Raw genomic sequence first — 17746 nt, forward strand, 5'->3', positions numbered from 1 at the left:
GCAAATCCCAAGGTGAGGTCGCCGGTTGCCGACGAGGGGGAGGAAAACGGATCGCGATTATAGAGGCCGGCCTAGTCAGGCAGACAGGCGCGGCGCTCGATAGTAATCATCAGCCTGATCGATGGAACAGCCGGGTTAGAGCGGCCGTTGCCGGCTTAGCTCACTCCAACACCTCGGCCATTCCCTGTTCCTCACCCAAGAACCCGCCGCTCTGGTGCTGCCAGAGCCTTGCATAGGTGCCGTTCCTGGCCAGCAGCTCGCTGTGGGTGCCTTGCTCGATGATTCGCCCCTCGTCCATGACGATCAACCGGTCCATGGCGGCGATGGTGGACAGCCGGTGGGCGATGGCGATCACCGTCTTGCCCTGCATCATCTCGTCCAGGCTCTCCTGAATGGCGACCTCCACTTCAGAGTCCAGCGCGCTGGTAGCTTCGTCCAGCAGCAGGATCGGGGCGTTCTTGAGCATCACCCTGGCGATGGCGATGCGTTGCCGCTGGCCACCGGAGAGCTTGATGCCGCGCTCGCCCACCAGCGTGTCATAACCGCTGTGGCCGTCCCGGTCGCTGAGTTGGCGAATGAAGCCATCGGCCTGGGCGTTGATGGCGGCGCGCCGGACCTGCTCCTCACTGGCATCCGGGCGGCCATAGGCGATGTTGTCGCGAATCGAGCGGTGAAGCAGCGAAGTATCCTGGGTCACCATGCCGATAGCGCTGCGCAGGCTGTCCTGGGTGACCTGGGCAATGTTCTGCCCATCGATCAGGATTTGGCCGTGGTCCACATCATAGAAGCGCAGCAGCAGGTTTATGAGCGTCGACTTGCCTGCACCGGAGCGGCCCACCAGGCCGACTTTTTCGCCAGGGGCGATGGTCAGGCTCAAGCCATCGAGTACCTGGCGCTCGCCGTTGTAGTTGAAGCTGACGTTGTCGAACGTCACCGCACCGCCGCGGGTTTGCAGCACACCAGCGTTCGGTGCGTCCTGCACCTTGGGGCCGCGGGTGAGGGTGGCCATGCCGTCCTGCACTGTGCCGATGTTTTCGAACAGTGAGGTCATTTGCCACATGATCCAATGCGACATGCCATTGATGCGCAGGGCCATGGCGGTGATCGCGGCGACCGCGCCGGTGCCTACTTGGCCCTGATGCCATAGCCAAAGCGCGTAGCCGCCGGCGCCGAAAATCAGCCCGACCACCAACGCCTGGTTGACGATTTCGAACTGGCTGACCAGGCGCATCTGGCGAAAACCGGTTTGCTTGAAGTCTTCCATTGCCGCGCGGGCAAAGTGTGCTTCGCGCTTTGAGTGGGAGAACAGCTTCACAGTGGTGATGTTGGTATAGGCGTCGGAAACCCGGCCGGTCATCGAGGAACGGGCGTGGGCCTGTTCCTGGCCGACCTTGCCAAGGCGAGGGACGAAATACAGCATCGCCAGGCCGAACAGGCCGAGCCAGGCAATGAACGGTAGCATCAGCTTGGCGGCGAAGCCGCCTGCCAGGGCGATGATTGCAATGAAGTACACGCCGATGCCCGGCAGGATTTCGATGACCGTGAACAACACCTCGCGCACGGCCAACGCGGTTTGCATCACCTTGGTGGTGACTCGACCGGAAAATTCGTCGGAGAAGAACGACAGGCTCTGGCGCAGCATCAGCCGATGGAAGTCCCAACGCAGACGCAGGGGTAAGTTGATCGCCAGCACCTGGTGCTGCATGAGCGTACGCAAGCCGACCAAGGCAATACTGGCCACCAGCAGCAGCCCCACCCCCCAAAGTACGCGGCGCTCCTCGGCGCTCACGCCGCCGCCCACCTGCCAGTTCGACAGCAGGTCGACCACTTGGCCAAGGAAGGAAAACAGCCAGGCTTCGTATATCGACACCCCTGCGCTGAACAGCGCCAGCGCCAGGATATAGCCACGGGCACCGCGGGTGCAGGCCCACAGAAAGCGCAGCAGGCCAGCCGGGGGTGGGGGCACCTCGTCCGGTGGAAATGGGTCGAGCCAGCGTTCAAAGACGCGAAACATGTTGAATCTCCAAAATGCGCAATTTCGCTTACTTGCGACAAGGGCGACGGCCGTAATGTTCACCCAGCTCGGCCCGACCGGTAACGATACAGCACCTTGGCGCAGTTGGGAGTGGGCCTACGGCAGGCCAGTGTCCTGCATTTTTTACGCGCTTTTTACGGCAGGCTCGGCGCCTTGAAACGATACTGGCGGCGCGCTGCCCAGGGATGGCATGCCTATCACAATCGCCCGTCAGAGAGTCCCGTCGTGAGCCACCCCGCCGCTTTAGCAAATCCTGCCCAACCCAATAAATCCAACTCGCTCGGCCTGCTGATCGCGGCGGTAGGGGTGGTTTACGGCGACATCGGCACCAGCCCTTTGTACACCCTCAAAGAGGTATTTGCCGGGCACTACGGGGTGCAGGCCAACAACGCAGGGGTGCTCGGTGTGCTGTCGCTGGTGCTTTGGTCGCTGGTGTGGGTGGTATCGCTCAAATACGTGTTGTTCATCCTGCGCGCTGACAACCAGGGCGAGGGTGGCATCATGGCCCTGACCGCGCTGGCGCACCGCGCCGCGGCGCCCTACAAGCGGCTGGGGCGGGGGTTGGTGCTGCTCGGCCTGTTCGGTGCAGCGCTGTTCTACGGCGATAGCATGATCACCCCGGCCATTTCGGTGTTGTCGGCAGTGGAGGGCTTGCAACTGGCGTATGACGGCATCGATCACTGGGTCGTGCCGCTAGCGGTGCTGGTGCTCGTGGCCTTGTTCCTGATTCAGAGGCATGGCACCGCACGCATCGGCATTCTGTTCGGGCCGATCATGGTGTTGTGGTTCGTGGTGCTCGCCGCGCTGGGGGTGCACGGTATCGCCCAGCATCCGCAAGTTTTGCAGGCGCTGAGCCCGGTCTGGGCCGTCAAGTTCTTCATCCTGCACCCAGGCATGGGCGTAGCCATTCTTGGCGCCGTGGTGCTGGCGCTGACCGGCGCTGAAGCGCTGTATGCCGACATGGGCCACTTCGGCCGCAAACCGATTGCTCGCGCCTGGTTTGTGCTGGTGCTACCAGGCTTGGTGCTGAATTACTTCGGCCAAGGTGCATTGATCCTTAGCGACCCGCAAGCGGTGCGTAACCCGTTCTACCTGCTGGCCCCTGACTGGGCGCTGCTGCCAATGGTCGGGTTGGCCACGATGGCCACCATTATCGCTTCCCAGGCTGTGATTTCCGGTGCGTTTTCCATGACGCGTCAGGCCATTCAGCTCGGTTATGTGCCACGTATGTTCATCCAGCACACCTCAAGCCAGGAGCAAGGGCAGATTTACATCGGCGTGGTCAACTGGGCGCTGATGGTCGGCGTGGTGCTGCTGGTGGTGGGCTTCGAGTCATCCGGGGCACTGGCCGCGGCCTATGGTGTGGCGGTGACCGGCACCATGCTGATCACCACGCTGCTGGCGTCGGCCGTGGTACTGCTGCTATGGAAGGCGCCACGCTGGCTGGCGGTGCCGCTGTTGCTGGCTTTGCTGGTGGTCGACAGCTTGTACTTTGCCGCCAACGCTCCAAAAGTGTTGCAGGGAGGCGCCTTCCCGGTGATTGCCGGCGTGGCGCTATTCGTGTTGATGACCACCTGGAAGCGCGGACGCACGATCATCGTCGAGCGGTTGGATGAACACGCGCTGCCCCTTGGGCTGTTCATCGCCAGCCTGCAGGCACAGCCACCGCACCGGGTCAGTGGCACGGCCGTGTTCCTCTGTGCGCGGCCCGAGGCAGTACCCCACGCATTGCTGCACAACCTACTGCATAACCAGGTATTGCACGAGCAAGTGGTGCTGCTCACCGTGGTGTTCGCGGACGAGCCGCGTATCCCTGCCAGCAAGCGGTTTGAGGTCGAAGCTTGCGGTGACGGGTTCTACCGGGTAAGCCTCCACTTCGGCTTCATGGAAGAGCCCAACGTACCTTTGGCATTGAGCCGTTACCCCAATGCTGACCTGGCATTCGGTGCCATGCGTACCACCTATTTTCTCAGTCGCGAAACCGTGGTCGCCGGCAACCACAATGCAATGGCACGTTGGCGCGAGCAGCTGTTCGCCTTCTTGCTGAAAAACGCCAACAGCAACCTCAGGTATTTCCAGTTGCCGTTGAACCGGGTGATCGAACTGGGTACCCAGGTCGAGATGTGACGGCTGCACTCAGAGCGCTTCACGGCGGTAGGCGTAGGTTTCGGCAAATCGTGAAAGCATGTAGGCGCTGCATGAAACCGGCGGATATTTGGCCGGGTTAGCGCTGCTCGAGCAGTTCGGCAGGCAACTGATCTCGGTGTCCGGATGCGGTTCGGCGAAGAACGGCATCGAGTAGCGGTCCACCCCCAGCGGGCTGATCACCCGATGCGGCGTCGAGGTATAGCGGTCATTGCTCCAGCGCGCCATCATGTCGCCGATGTTCACCACATAGGTCCCCTCGATGGGAGGGGCATCGATCCATTGACCATCGCGGCTGCGCACTTGCAGGCCGCCGGCGTTGTCCTGATACAGCAGGGTGATGCAGCCGTAGTCGGTATGGGCACCGGCTCCTTGCTGCTCGCTGCTGCTGGCCCTTTGGCGGGGTGGGTAGTGGATCATGCGCAGCACGCTGATGGGCTCGGCAAAGCGCTGGTCGAAAAAGTCCTGCTCGATACCCAATGCCTCGGCCATGGCCCTCAACAAAGTCAGAGAGAGGGCGTGCATGTCTTGGTAGTGTTGTTGCAGCAAGGTTTCCCAGCCGGCAATGGCCGGATGCCGATTGGGCCCGCGCAGCGGTTTACCGGCCAGCACATCAGGGTGATCGGCCGCCATGTGCAGCCCCATGTCGAAGGTTTCTTTGAGGTCGCTAGGGCGGCTCGGGTCGAGCTGTTCGGTAGCGATGGCCCCATACCCCCGGTGGTGGGCGCTGCGGGTGATGTCGATGCGCAGTTTTTCCTCGTTGGGTCGGGCGAAGAAATCCTTGGCCGCCGCTGTGAGTTCGGCGATACGCTGGGCGGTGATAGGGTGGCCTTTTATGTAATAGAAACCCCAGTGGCGGCAAGCGGCGTCGATTTGCCGAGCCACGGCCTGGCGAGCGGCGGGGTCGTGCTGATAAAGCGGGGCGATGTCGATGATCGGCAGTGTATTCATCAGGTCTCCGAAATGCTGCAATTGACAAGATCTCTTGGGCGGCCCTTCGTGTGGGTTACCCGCGAATACCGGCAAAGCCGGTGGCTAAGGTCGCGAGGCAATCTTCGCGGCTAAAGCCGCTCCCAGGGCACGGCGCGCATCTGAAACATCAGCGCAGCGTGCATGGCAGCGGCTCGAGCCAAAGCGCATTTATTTGGGCAACTGGGCAGTGATGCCTTTGACGTAGTAATTCATGCCGGCCAGTTCGGTATTGCTGGCCACCGCGCCCTCGGCAATCTTCAACTCGCCGCTCTGGTTGAAGATTGGCCCTGTGAACGGGTGGAACGAGCCGTCCTTGATGCTGGCGATGATCTGCTCGGCCCCGCTTTTCACATCCGCCGGTACCAAGTCGCTGATCGGCAACTGGACGGTGCCGTCAGCCAGGCCGCCCCAATAATCCTGGGGCTTCCAGTTCCCATCCATGACCGCCTGGGTACTCTTGATGTAATGCGGCCCCCAGTTGTTGACGATGGACGTCAACACCGCTTTGGGCCCGAAGTGCGCCATGTCCGAGGCATAGCCCACTGCGTAGATACCACGACGCTCGGCTGTCTGGATCGGCGCCGGGCTGTCGGTGTGCTGGAACAGTACGTCCACGCCTTGGTCAATCAGCGCATTGGCGGCATCGGCCTCCTTGCCGGGATCGAACCAGGAGTTCACCCAAACCACCTTGATTTCGCTGCCAGGGTTGTACTTATCCAGTGCTAGCTGGATGGCGTTGATGTCACGCAGTACTTCCGGGATGGGGAAGGACGCCACATAGCCGATCTTCTTGGTCTTGGTCATTTTCGCTGCGAGGTAACCGCCGACATAGCGCCCTTCATACGAGGTGGCCAGGTAGGTGCCCAGGTTCTTGTCCTGCTTGTAGCCTGTGGCGTGCTCGAAGGTGACCTTGGGGAACTGCTTGGCGACTTTAGCGGTAGGGTTCATGTAACCGAAAGAGGTTGCAAAGACCAGGTTGTAGCCGCTTTTGGCCATGTTGCGGATCACGCGTTCGGCATCGGCACCCTCTGGCACGTTCTCGACGAAGCTGGTGCTCACCTTGTCACCGAACTGCTTGATCAGCGCTTGGCGACCTTGTTCATGCTGGTAGGTCCAGCCATGGTCGCCGATCGGGCCGATGTAGACGAAACCTACCTTCAGTGGGTCGGCAGCAGCGGCAGACAGCGCTGTGCTCAGACCGATTGCGGCGGTCAGGGCGCGTAGCAGCGAGGTGCGTTTTTTCTGATGCATCCAGGGTTCACTCCTGTGGGTGTTATGAGTTATCGGGGCTTGGCGGGGGGTGGTCAGCGGCCTGCCTTCCAGGGCTGGCCTAACGAAACTGGAGCGTACAGCCGGGTTTTGAGCGCATCGCGCGACAGCACCACCAGCACCACGATGGTCGCCACATACGGCAGCATCGCCAGCAAGTTGGCCGGGAAGTTCACGCCAACGCCCTGGGCGACCAGGTGCAGGATGCTGGCCAGGCCGAACAGGTAAGCGCCCAGTAGCACCCGGCGCACCCGCCAACTGGCGAATACCACCAGCGCCAAGGCGATCCACCCCCGGCCGGCCGTCATGTTTTCTGCCCACATCGGTGTGTAGGCCAACGACAGATAGGCACCAGCCAGGCCGGCCATGGCGCCGCCGAACAGCACCGCCAGGGTGCGAACACGCAGCACCGGCAGGCCCATGGCACTGGCGGCATCGGGATTTTCGCCAACGGCCTGGAGAATCAGCCCGGTGCGGCTTTTGAGCAGCACCCAGGCGACCAGTAGAAACAGGGCGAAAGACAGATAGACCAGCAGGTCCTGGTTGAACAGCATATGGCCGATGATTGGCAGGTCGGCCAGTAGCGGTATGGCCTGCGCTTCGAAGCCACTGAGCGGCTTGCCGACCCAGGCACTGCCAACGAACGCCGACAGGCCGACGCCGAAGATGGTCAGGGCAAGGCCGGTAGCCACTTGGTTGGCTTGGCAGCCCAAGGCGACCAAGGCGAATAGCGAGGCCAGTAGCATGCCGGCCAGGCACGCCATGAGCACGCCAAGCCACAGGCTGCCAGTGGCGAAGGCAGTGATGAAACCCACCACTGCGCCGAACAGCATCATGCCTTCCTGGCCGAGGTTGAGCACGCCGCTCTTCTCGCACACCAGTTCGCCCAACGCCACCAGTAACAGGGGAGTACCGCAACGCACCATGGCGTAGAGGATGTTGCCAAGTAGATCGAGATCCATCGTTCAAGCCTCAGCCCGCGCACCCCAGGTGGCAGGCATACGTAAGCATCAAGGGGGAGGTCAGGCGCGGGCCGCTTCGGCCACCGGCAAGCGCCGCCGCCAACCGAGGGTGAGCCGTGGGCGGTAGAGGATCAGCACATCGCACGCCAGCAGGTAGAACAGCATCATGCCCTGGAACAGCCCGGTCACTGCCTGTGGCAGGTTCAGGCTCATCTGGGCGTTTTCGCCGCCCAGGTAGAGCAGCGCCATCAGCAGGCCGGCAACCAGAATGCCGAGCGGGTTCAGCCGGCCGAGGAAGGCCACGGTGATCGCCGCATAGCCATAGCCCGGCGACACCTGTGGCACCAGCTGGCCGATGGGTCCACTCACCTCGCTGACGCCCGCCAAGCCGGCCAGACCCCCACTGATCAGCAGTGCCAGCCAGACCAGGCGTTTTTCGCGAAAGCCGACGAAGCCCGCAGCGCGTTGGTCCAGCCCCAGCACCTTGATCTGAAACCCCAGAAAGCTTTTGTGCAGCAGCACCCACACCGCCACCAATGCCAGCAGCACGAAATACAAACCCACATGCACCCGGACATCCCCGAACAGTGCTGGCAGGCGGCTGGCATCGCCGAACATCGCCGACTGCGGAAAGCTGAAACCCTCAGGGTCCTTGAGCGGGCCGTGCACGCAGTACAGCAGCAGGTTCAGGGCAATGTAGTTGAGCATGATGGTGGTCAGAATTTCATTGGCGTTGAAGTGCGTGCGCAGCCACGCGGCGAGCGCACCCCAAAGGGCGCCGGCCAGTGTGCCGGCCAGCAGCACCCACAGCAGTGCCCAGCGGCTTTCCCAGTCAATGACATGAAGTGCCAGGGCGCTGCCGGCCAACGCGCCGATCAGCAGTTGGCCCTCGGCGCCGATGTTCCAGATCCGCGCCTGGTAGGCTACTGCCAGCCCCAGGGCACAAAGCAGAATGGGCAGGGCTTTGAGCAGCAGTTCGGAAAAGCCGTAGAAGTCGCTGATCGGTTCGATCAGCAGGGTGTGCAGCGTCAGCAGCGGGTCGTGCCCCAAGGCGCTGAACAGCACTGCTCCGCTGGCCAAGGTCAGCAGGCCGGCGAGTATCGGTGACAGCACCAGCATGGCGCGAGATTGCTGGGTCCGGGGTTCGAGCGATAGCAACATGGTAGGTTCTCGTCAGAAGGCGGCGTAGGCGGTGTCGAACTGGCCGGCCATCCAGCTGCCGACCTCTGCACTGTGGGTGTCGGCGGTATTTTTCAGCGGTGACAGGCGCCCGCTGCACAGGGCACCGATGCGGTCGCTGATCTGCAATAGCTCGTCGAGGTCTTCGGACACCACCAAAATCGCCGCACCCGCATCGCGCAGAGCGATCAATGCGCGGTGAATAGTCGCCGCAGCGCCGACATCCACCCCCCAGGTCGGGTGAGCGGCCACCAGCAGCGTTGGGTTCTGCAGCATTTCGCGGCCGAGGATGAATTTCTGCAGGTTGCCACCGGAGAGGCTGCGCGCCGTGGCTTGGGTGCCTGGCGTCTTGACCGCAAAACGCTGGATGATCTGCTCGGCCAGTGCCAGGACTTTGCTCGAGCGAACCAGGCCATGTTCAACCAGGCCCTGCTGGAAGGCAGTCAGCAAAGCGTTGTCGGCCAGGGTCATGTCCGGTACGGCTCCGTGGCCCAGGCGCTCGGCCGGCACGAAAGCCATTCCCAGTTCGCGCCGTGCATCGGGATACAGGTTGGCGATGGGCTGGTTGTCGAGGCTGATGCGCTCGCGCTCGCTGGCAGGCAGGCGCGTTTCGCCACTGAGCAGCGCCAGCAGCTCGTCCTGGCCATTGCCGGCGACCCCGGCGATACCGACGATTTCGCCGCTGCGAACTTCCAGGCGCAGGTGCTCGAACGACGTGCCGAATGGGTCCTGGTTGCGCCAGCAGAGGTCGTCCAAGCGCAGCCGTGGCAGCCCGCCGGCGCGCTTGGGGTAGCAGGCGTCCAGGCCTTCTGTATCCCCGACCATCAGCTCTGCCAGTTGCAAATCGCTGCGCTCGGCCGGGATGCAGCCCCCGGCAACCCTGCCGGCGCGCAACACAGTGGCGTGGTGGCACAGTTGGCGTACTTCCTGAAGCTTGTGGCTGATGAACAAAATGCTGCAGCCTTCACTGGCCAAGGTACGCAGGGTGACGAACAGTTGTTCGACTTCCTGTGGCGTGAGCACTGAAGTCGGCTCGTCGAGGATCAGCAGTTTGATGTCCTGCATCAGGCAGCGCACGATCTCTACCCGCTGGCGCTCACCGATCGAAAGGCTATGCACCAGGCGCTCTGGCTCAAGGGCCATGCCATAGCGCTGCGAGACTTCGCGGATGCGCGGCGCCAGTTGTTTGGGCGAGCCCGCGTCGCGGCCCAGCGCCAGGGCGATGTTCTCAGCCACCGTAAGGGTTTCGAAAAGCGAGAAGTGCTGGAACACCATGCCGATCCCCAGGTCGCGTGCAGCAGCGGGGTCTTGAACCTGCACGGGGTTGCCTTCCCACAGCATCTGGCCGGCATCGGGGCGGGTCACGCCGTAGATGATCTTCATCAGCGTGCTCTTACCAGCGCCATTCTCACCGAGCAGTGCATGAATCTCACCGGCTGCGATGCGCAGGTCGACACGGTCGTTGGCCAGCGTGCCCGGATAGCGCTTGCTGATGGCACGCAATTCGAGACGAAGAGGCGTTAGTAGTGCGGACATTGGGGCTGCTCGAAGTTTTTATTCATGAGCAGCTTGCAAAGCAAAAACATGGCCAATTGGTCAGATTTACATTCCGCCCCATGTAATGAGCGGCTCGCAGCGAATAGACCCTGTTAGTCAGAAACGCATGAAGCCGGGCTGGATGAATGGTTTTGGGGCGCAGAGGGCGCCAAATTGGGGCGAAATTCAAGCATGAGTGGGCTTGATGCTTTCGCATATTGGAACTAATACTAAATAGCTGCCGCGAGGGGGAAGGCTCATGCAGACGCGCTTTGTTGTAGTTCCCGCTTTACCGCCGGAAAAAGACTATCTGCCCAAGCGCGCGGGTTTTGCCCAAGTACTCGGCGCAGGCTACGACCTTTATGACACGCGCGACAAACTGAGGGTGACGTTGAACTGCGCCACCCGTGCAGAGGCCGATTATGCCTGTGCATGCCGCAATGGATTGATCGTGGGGAGTGATGAGACTTTAGGCGGGGGTCAGGGGGAATGGCGTAGCGCTAACACCTGACGCACCAGGGCGAGCGTTGTCGCCCCGGTGACCCTAGTCAAGCGTTAACGGTCTTGGTCTTTCTGATGGGAGGTATCTTGGGTGGTTTGCCCGCCCATGCGGCCCGTCTCTGCAGCGTCATCCTTGCCACCCATCTGGCCGCCTTGATGGCCGGTATCCCTGGATTTTTCCCAGTCCTTATCCATTTTTTCGTCAGGTTTGTGACCGGACTGCTGTCCGCCGTGCTGGGTATCCGCCATGCCGCCTTGGCCGCCTCTGCCGCCAGCGTCACCAGGATTGGCCTGGTGGCTGCCGTCTTGGGCTTTATCGTTGTCTTGATTGTTAGCCATGATCGCTTACCTCAAGTCAGACACAGGATGTTCTGTGTATACGTGTGACTCACCAGGGTTGCGGGGCTCTGCAAAAACTTTCTGCTAATCGGACGAGGTGCTTTAATCACCCTTGGCCCAACAGTTAGTGACTCAATTGCAGTGACTTAGGGTAATTCGTTGATGTTGAACAATTGCACGCGGGCGAAGCTCATAGAGACAAAGGTCATAGTCAGGAGCCTCAGCCATGAGCATCGAACGCAGCATCCCCGAGCTCGAAGCCTGGTACGCCCAATACGACGATCACAGCTATCGTGACGCATCGCCAGATGCCTACCATCAAGCGCTGATCCGCACCGCTGAGGCGCTGCGCGATGACGGTGCCATCGACTGGGACGACTGGCTGGCACTCAAGGGGCTGGCCGACCAGGCGCAGTTGCACGCGCTGCAAGATGCCGTGCAAGCCCATGTGAATGACCCAGACACATGAAAACCCTGAAAATAGCCACGTTCAACCTCAATGGCATTCGCAGCCGCCTACCCGCGTTGCTCGATTGGCTTGCACGTGAGCAGCCTGACATCGTCTGCCTGCAAGAGCTCAAAGCGCCCGACTCACAGTTCCCGCGCCAGGCGCTGGAGGCCGCAGGATACGGGTGTCTATTTCACGGGCAGCCATCATGGAACGGCGTAGCGATACTCGCTCGCGACAATGAGCCATTAGAGGTTCGTCGCGGCCTGCCTGGCATGGAAGACGACCGCCAGAGCCGCTACCTGGAAGCAGCGGTGCATGGTGTGTTAGTGGCTTGCCTTTATCTGCCCAATGGCAATCCGCAACCTGGGCCGAAGTTCGAATACAAACTGCGTTGGTTCCAGTGCCTGATCGAACATGCCAAGGGCCTGTACGCCAGTGAACACCCCACTGTACTGGCCGGGGATTTCAATGTGGTGCCCACGGACCTGGACATCTACAACCCGCGTTCGTGGCGCAAAGATGCACTGCTGCAACCCGAGTCGCGTTCAGCGTATCAACGGCTGCTTGACCAGGGCTGGATCGATGCCGTCCGCCACCTGCACCCTGACGCATGCGTGTATACCTTCTGGGATTACTTTCGCAAGCACTGGGAGCGCAATGCGGGCCTTCGGATCGATCACCTGTTGCTCAACGAAGCGCTCGCCCCCCGCCTGAAAAGCGCGGGGGTCGATGCATGGGTTCGTAATGAGCCCAAGGCCAGCGATCATGCCCCGGTATGGATCGAACTCCGCCAGGGCACGCGCTAGTTAGAGCAAGGTGTCGAGGGTGATGGGGAATTCCCTCACCCGCTTGCCCGTGGCATGGTAGATCGCGTTGGCAACTGCTGCGGCAACCCCGACCACGCCAATTTCGCCGACGCCTTTAGACCCCAGCTCGTTGACAATGTCGTCCTGTTCTTCAACGAAGATCACCTCGATGTCCTGGACATCGGCGTTGACCGGGATGTGGTACTCCGCCAGGTTGTGGTTGAGGATACGGCCCAGCGCATGGTCCGTTTGCGCGTGCTCATGCAGCGCCATGCCCAAGCCCCAGACCACGCCGCCCAGTATCTGGCTACGTGCAGTCTTCGGGTTGACCACACGCCCTGCGGCTACGGCACTGACCACTCGGCTGACGGTGATCGAGCCCAATTGCGGGTCCACCTGCACCTCGACGAATACCGCAGAATGGGTGGCGGTGGAGTAGGGTTGGCGCTTGGCACTGGGCTCGGCTTCGATCTGCACCTCAACAAAGCCGCCGTCCGATTGCGCCGCGATCTCTGCCAAGGCAATGCGCTGCTCGCCATGCTGGAGGTAGCCGTCAGCGATGGTGATCGCTTCTACGGGCAAACCAGCCAAGGCCGGATAATGCGCACGGGCACTTTCCAGGAGCTTACCGCGCAGTATCTGGCAAGCTTGCTGCACCGCAGAGCCCACAGAGGAGACGGTGAACGAGCCCCCCTGCAGCGGCGCGGTGGGCAGCGACGAGTCCCCCAGCACGAAGGTCACGTCTTCAATGCTGACACCCGCAGCGTCGGCGGCAATCTGGCTCATGACCGTATAAGTGCCGGTGCCGATGTCGGTGGTTGCGCTGCTGACCGTTAGGTGGCCTTGGCCGTCGAGCCTGGCTTTGGCGCTGGCCTTCATCTGCATGGCCTCCCAAACCCCGCTGGCCATTCCCCAGCCGATCAACTGCTCGCCTTTGCGCATGCTGCGCGGTTTGGGGTCACGCTTGGCCCAGCCGAACCGCTCAGCGCCTTGGTCATAGCAGGCCAGCAAGGCTTTGCTGGAATAGGGCTTACCTTCGTTGCCGTTATGGTCGGCAAAGTTGACGCGGCGCAGGTCCACTGGGTCCACCTCAGCCGCGCATGCCAGCTCATCCATGGCGCATTCCAGGGCTAGCACGCCTGACCCTGCACCGGGGGCGCGCATGTCGAGCGGGGTGAACACATCCAGCGGCGTCAGACGATAGTTCAGCGCCACGTTGTCACAGCGGTAGAGCATGCCGCTCCATTCCACCAAGTGCTCGGTGAAATCCTCAAAGCGTGAGGTTTGGCCGGTGGCGTCATGGGCCACCGCTAGCAACTTACCATCAGCACTGGCGCCCAGGCGCAAGCGCTGTTGAGTACGGGGGCGGTAGCCAAAGGTAAACATCTGCTGGCGGGTAAGGGTCAAGCGTACCGAGCGTTTGAGGTGCAGCGCAGCCATCACCGCCAGTGGCAGCTGGTATTGCGGGCGCAGGCCTGAACCAAAGGCTCCGCCAACGTAGGCGGCCCGCACACGCAGCTTGTCCTTGGGCAGACCGAACACGTTGTGCAGGTACGTTTGGCAGTTCTGTGTGCCTTGGGTCTTGTCGTGGATTTCCAGGGAACCGTCCGCTTGGTAGAGCACTGTCGAGGCATGGGGCTCCATAGGGTTATGGTGCTCGTTGGCCGTAAGATAAGTGGCATCTACCGTAACCGCAGCGTTGCCGTAAGCTGCGCTGAAGTCGCCCCGTGGCGAGGGTGTCTCGGCCGGCGCTTCGTGGCTTTTCTCAAGGGCTGCCAGCAGGTCCGTCTGATGCTTGGCTTGGCTGTAATGAATCTGTACCAGTGAACCGGCATAGCGTGCCGCTTCAAGGGTTTGGGCAACCACCAACGCCAGGGGTTGGCCACTGTAGAGCACTTGATCGTTGAACAACGGGCGAAACGGCGCGCCCTCGGCGGAGTCGTCGTCGCTGTAGTCGTCGTCATAGCTGGAAACCGCAGGGCGGTTGCTATGGTCCAGCACGGCGATCACGCCGGGTACCTTCAGCGCCGCGCTGCTATCGATACGCACTACCCGGCCACGGGCGATGGTGCTGGAAACCACACTGGCATGCAGCAGGTCGGCTTCAGGGTACTCGGCGGCGTAGCGCGCCTTGCCGGTCACTTTTGCCACACCATCGACGCGGTCCAGGGGCTGGCCTACAACGGTTGTCTTAGTGTTCATGCCGAAGCTCCTGTGTTGGTCTGGCCATACGCAGCCTCACTGAGGGCGCGAACCACAGCGCGGTGCGCCAGTTGCACCTTGAAGCCGTTGTGCGGCAGGGGCTTGGCATCTTTGAGGAGCAAGTCGGCAGCCTGGCCGAACACTGTTTCGCCCGGGGCCTGGCCGTGCAATACCTGCTCTGCGGCGGTCACGCGCCATGGTTTGTGTGCCACACCCCCCAGCGCCACGCGGGCTTGTTTGATGATTCCATCTTCGATCTGCAAGGCAGCGGCTACTGAAACCAGAGCGAAGGCGTACGATGCGCGGTCGCGTATTTTCAGATAGCGGCTATGTGCGGTGAACGAGGGGGCCGGCAACTCGATGGCGGTAATCAGTTCATCATCGCCAAGCTGGTTGTCGCGCTCCGGCATGTTCCCGGGTAGGCGGTGAAACTCGCCCATCGGGATCTGCCGCTCACCGCCAGGGCCCTGCACATGCACCACGGCTTCCAAGGCTGCCAGTGCGACGCACATGTCCGAGGGATGGGTAGCCACGCAGGCGTCGCTGGCACCTAGGATGGCGTGGCTGCGGTTGAGGCCCGAGCGTGCCGGGCAACCCGTGCCAGGCTCGCGTTTGTTGCATGGCGTGCCAGTGTCGTAGAAGTAGTAGCAGCGGGTGCGTTGCAGCAGGTTGCCGCCGGTGCTCGCCATATTGCGCAACTGCGGTGAGGCGCCGGCAAGGATGGCTTGGGACAACAGGGGGTAAGCTTGTTCGACCAGCGGATGCCAGGCGAGGTCGGCATTGCTCACCAGTGCCCCGATGCGCACGCCGCCGCTGGCGGTCGCTTCCACGCCCCCAAGCGGTAGCCCGGTGATGTCGATCAGCCGCTCGGGGCGCGTCACGTTCTCTTTCATCAGGTCGAGCAGGTTGGTACCGCCTGCGATGAAGCGCGACGACAAGTCGGCCAGTTGAATGGCCTCGCCTATGGAGGCGGGCTTGTGATAGCTGAACGGAGTCATTGGCGATCCTCCTGCATCAGCGGCAGGGCTTCTTCCACGGCAGCGACAATGTTGCTGTAGGCGCCGCAGCGGCACAGGTTTCCGCTCATGCGTTCGCGAATGGCATCGCGGCCATCGATGCGCCCTTCGTTGGCCAGGCCTACCGCCGAGCAGATCTGCCCAGGGGTGCAATAGCCGCACTGGAAAGCATCCTGACGGATGAACGCGCTTTGCATAGGGTGCAACTGATCGCCAGTGGCAAGCCCTTCGATGGTTACCAGCTCGGCACCTTCACACATCACCGCCAGGGTTAGGCAGGCGTTGATCCGACGGCCATCGCGCAGCACCGTACAGGCACCGCATTGGCCGTGGTCACAACCTTTCTTGGTGCCGACCAGGTCAAGCTGGTCGCGCAGCAGGTCAAGCAATGTGGTCCAGGGCGATACCTGCAGCGAAAGGGGCTCGCCGTTGAGCGTGAGCTTGATGGGGTGCTTCGTGGCACCCTCTGTCGTTATTGCAGGCATGGGAATTCCTCACGGTTGGTCATTGCTTGGTGGGTAGCACAGCGCTGAGCACTTGTTTGGCGGTCTGCACGATCATTCCGGCCTGGTTCGGGTCACCTTTGAGCAACGTGCCGGTGAGCTTCTTGGCTTGTTCCAGCGTGATGTGCGGCGGTAGCGGCGGCACGTTGGGGTCGGTCTTGAATTCGATCAGCACCGGGCGGTCAGCTGCCAGAGCCCGCTCCCAAGCCTGGGCAACATCTTCTTCACGCTCGACGTAAATCCCTTCCAGGCCGATGGAGATCGCGAAGAGGTGATAAGGCACGTCCGGGATCGATTGCGAAGCCTCGAACTTCGGATCGCCCTCCATCACGCGCTGCTCCCAAGTCACTTGGTTGAGGTCCTCGTTGTTGAAGACCGCGCAGATCCACTGGGGGTTCTCCCACTGTTGCCAGTACTTGGCGACGGTGATCAACTCGGCCAGGTTGTTCATCTGCATGGCGCCATCGCCGACCAATGCCACCACGGCGCGCTGCGGGTGGGCGAACTTGGCTGCGATGGCATAGGGTACCGCTGCACCCATGCTCGCCAGGCCACCGGACAGCGAGCATTGCATGCCCTGACGGATCTGCAGGTCGCGGGCGAACCAGTTGGCGCAAGAGCCAGAGTCACTGCTGATGATTGCGTGGTCGGGCAAGCGCGGCGAAAGCTCATACACCACCCTTTGCGGGTTGATCGGCTCAGCTTTGACCAGCGCGCGCTTGGCCAAGGTCTTGTCCCACTGCGCGCGCCAGTGTTCGACTTTGTCGCGCCAGCGTCGGTCGGTTTTGTGTTCCAGCAATGGCAACAACGCTTGCAGCGTTTGCGAAGCGTCGCCCACCAGGTTCACCTCCATGGGGTAGCGCAAGCTGAGCATGTCTGGTTGCAGGTCGATCTGCACGCCACGTGCCTGGCCTTCCTTGGGCAGAAACTCGGCGTAGGGGAAACCCGAGCCAATCATCAGCAGGGTGTCGCATTCGTTCATCAGCTTATAGCTGGCCTCGGTGCCGAGCAGGCCAATGGATCCGGTAACCCATGGCAGTTCGTCAGGCAGTACCGCCTTGCCGAGCAATGCCTTGGCAACGCCTGCCCCCAGTACTTCGGCCACCGCCGCCACCTGTTCGCTAGCGTTCAGGGCGCCTGCGCCTACCAAAATCGCCACCTTGCGCCCGGCGTTGAGTACCTCGGCTGCACGTTGCAGGTCGTGGTCGAATGGCACCACCTTCGGCCGGCTGTAGCCAACGCCCGAATGGACGGTGCCATGGGCCCTGGGAGGCTCGTGGTAGGGCAGGTCCTGAAGGTCGTTGGGCAGGATGATCGTGGTGACGCGGCGTTCGCCAACTGCGGTTCGCACGGCGCGGTCGAGCAGGTGACGCACTTGCTCAGGTGTGGATGCCTGCTGCACGTAAGCCCCGGCCACATCCTTGAACATCGAAACCAGGTCCAGCTCTTGCTGATAGTGCCCACCCAATGCAGCCCGCGCTTGCTGGCCCACGATGGCCAGCACTGGCTGGTGGTCCATACGTGCATCGTACAAGCCTGTGAGCAAATGCGAGGCGCCCGGGCCGGAGGTGGCGATGCACACGCCAAGTTCACCGGTGAACTTGGCGTGTGCGCTGGCCATGAAAGCGGCCATTTCCTCGTGCCGGGCCTGAATGAATTCGATCTTGCCATGGGCGCGGTTCAGCGCACCGAATACGCCATTGATGCCATCACCCGGGTAACCAAAGATACGCCGCACGCCCCACTCATACAGGCGGTCCACCAGAAAGTCGCCTACAGTGCCCGTCATTGTCCTCTCCTGGTCTTTGGTCAATAGGGGTCTGGACTTGG

General features: G+C 61.9%; 15 protein-coding genes. 4 read left to right on the forward strand and 11 right to left on the reverse strand.

The genetic code is table 11. From position 1 onward, the window contains the following. Positions 1-160: 160 nt before the first annotated feature. A complete protein-coding gene (locus J5M56_RS03145) occupies positions 161-2014 on the reverse strand; it encodes an ABC transporter ATP-binding protein (RefSeq protein ID WP_186477890.1) in 1854 nt (617 codons plus the stop codon). 246 nt (positions 2015-2260) lie between these two features. On the opposite strand from J5M56_RS03145, the gene J5M56_RS03150 reads away from it, so the two are divergent. Beyond that, on the forward strand, positions 2261-4162 hold the full coding sequence (locus J5M56_RS03150; protein ID WP_186477889.1) for a potassium transporter Kup: 1902 nt from the start codon (positions 2261-2263) through the stop codon (positions 4160-4162). 9 nt (positions 4163-4171) lie between these two features. Here the strand turns inward: J5M56_RS03150 and J5M56_RS03155 are convergent, their stop codons facing one another. The 5 genes from J5M56_RS03155 to J5M56_RS03175 all read right to left on the reverse strand — a co-directional run bounded on the left by J5M56_RS03155 (position 4172) and on the right by J5M56_RS03175 (position 10098). Beyond that, positions 4172-5131 (reverse strand): 2-oxoglutarate and iron-dependent oxygenase domain-containing protein, encoded by a 960-nt coding sequence (locus tag J5M56_RS03155; protein WP_207869686.1) that lies wholly within the window; start codon positions 5129-5131, stop codon positions 4172-4174. A gap of 189 nt (positions 5132-5320) precedes the next feature. Beyond that, positions 5321-6403, reverse strand: a complete 1083-nt coding sequence (locus tag J5M56_RS03160; RefSeq protein WP_186477887.1) for a BMP family ABC transporter substrate-binding protein — start codon at positions 6401-6403, stop codon at positions 5321-5323. A gap of 53 nt (positions 6404-6456) precedes the next feature. Further along, entirely contained in the window at positions 6457-7383 is a 927-nt protein-coding gene (locus J5M56_RS03165) for an ABC transporter permease (RefSeq protein WP_186477886.1), read from the reverse strand. Positions 7384-7443: 60 nt separating this feature from the next. Next, positions 7444-8544, reverse strand: coding sequence for an ABC transporter permease (locus J5M56_RS03170; protein ID WP_207869688.1), 1101 nt, complete (start codon positions 8542-8544; stop codon positions 7444-7446). Between the two features lie 12 nt (positions 8545-8556). Then, a complete protein-coding gene (locus J5M56_RS03175; RefSeq protein ID WP_186477884.1) occupies positions 8557-10098 on the reverse strand; it encodes an ABC transporter ATP-binding protein in 1542 nt (513 codons plus the stop codon). A gap of 259 nt (positions 10099-10357) precedes the next feature. Here J5M56_RS03175 and J5M56_RS03180 point away from each other — a divergent pair, with 259 nt between their 5' ends. Beyond that, a complete protein-coding gene (locus tag J5M56_RS03180; RefSeq protein ID WP_081016595.1) occupies positions 10358-10609 on the forward strand; it encodes a hypothetical protein in 252 nt (83 codons plus the stop codon). A 44-nt stretch (positions 10610-10653) separates the two neighbouring features. Here J5M56_RS03180 and J5M56_RS03185 read toward each other — a convergent pair whose 3' ends face one another. After that, the gene (locus J5M56_RS03185; protein ID WP_186477883.1) at positions 10654-10938 is read right to left on the reverse strand and encodes a hypothetical protein; all 285 of its coding nucleotides are present in this window, start codon (positions 10936-10938) and stop codon (positions 10654-10656) included. 226 nt (positions 10939-11164) lie between these two features. Between J5M56_RS03185 and J5M56_RS03190 the strand changes: the two genes are divergently transcribed. Both J5M56_RS03190 and xth read left to right on the forward strand, forming a co-directional pair. Continuing rightward, a complete protein-coding gene (locus J5M56_RS03190; RefSeq protein ID WP_186477882.1) occupies positions 11165-11407 on the forward strand; it encodes a hypothetical protein in 243 nt (80 codons plus the stop codon). Continuing rightward, entirely contained in the window at positions 11404-12195 is a 792-nt protein-coding gene (gene xth, locus J5M56_RS03195) for an exodeoxyribonuclease III (RefSeq protein WP_207869690.1), read from the forward strand. Before J5M56_RS03190 ends, xth begins: the two co-directional genes overlap by 4 nt. Here xth and J5M56_RS03200 read toward each other — a convergent pair whose 3' ends face one another. From J5M56_RS03200 to J5M56_RS03215, 4 genes are read right to left on the reverse strand one after another with little or no spacing between them, the layout of a single operon-like run. Then, complete coding sequence (locus tag J5M56_RS03200; protein ID WP_207869692.1) at positions 12196-14397, reverse strand: xanthine dehydrogenase family protein molybdopterin-binding subunit; 2202 nt, start codon at positions 14395-14397, stop codon at positions 12196-12198. Further along, positions 14394-15395: a xanthine dehydrogenase family protein subunit M gene (locus J5M56_RS03205; RefSeq protein WP_207869694.1), complete on the reverse strand. Its 1002-nt coding sequence runs from the start codon at positions 15393-15395 to the stop codon at positions 14394-14396. Before J5M56_RS03205 ends, J5M56_RS03200 begins: the two co-directional genes overlap by 4 nt. Then, complete coding sequence (locus J5M56_RS03210) at positions 15392-15898, reverse strand: (2Fe-2S)-binding protein (RefSeq protein ID WP_060477043.1); 507 nt, start codon at positions 15896-15898, stop codon at positions 15392-15394. The genes J5M56_RS03205 and J5M56_RS03210 overlap by 4 nt, the downstream gene beginning before the upstream one ends. A gap of 19 nt (positions 15899-15917) precedes the next feature. Continuing rightward, positions 15918-17705, reverse strand: coding sequence for a thiamine pyrophosphate-requiring protein (locus J5M56_RS03215; protein WP_186477878.1), 1788 nt, complete (start codon positions 17703-17705; stop codon positions 15918-15920). Positions 17706-17746 lie beyond the last annotated feature (41 nt).

The organism is Pseudomonas sp. 51_B, from assembly GCF_017491595.1.
Classification (GTDB): domain Bacteria; phylum Pseudomonadota; class Gammaproteobacteria; order Pseudomonadales; family Pseudomonadaceae; genus Aquipseudomonas; species Aquipseudomonas promysalinigenes.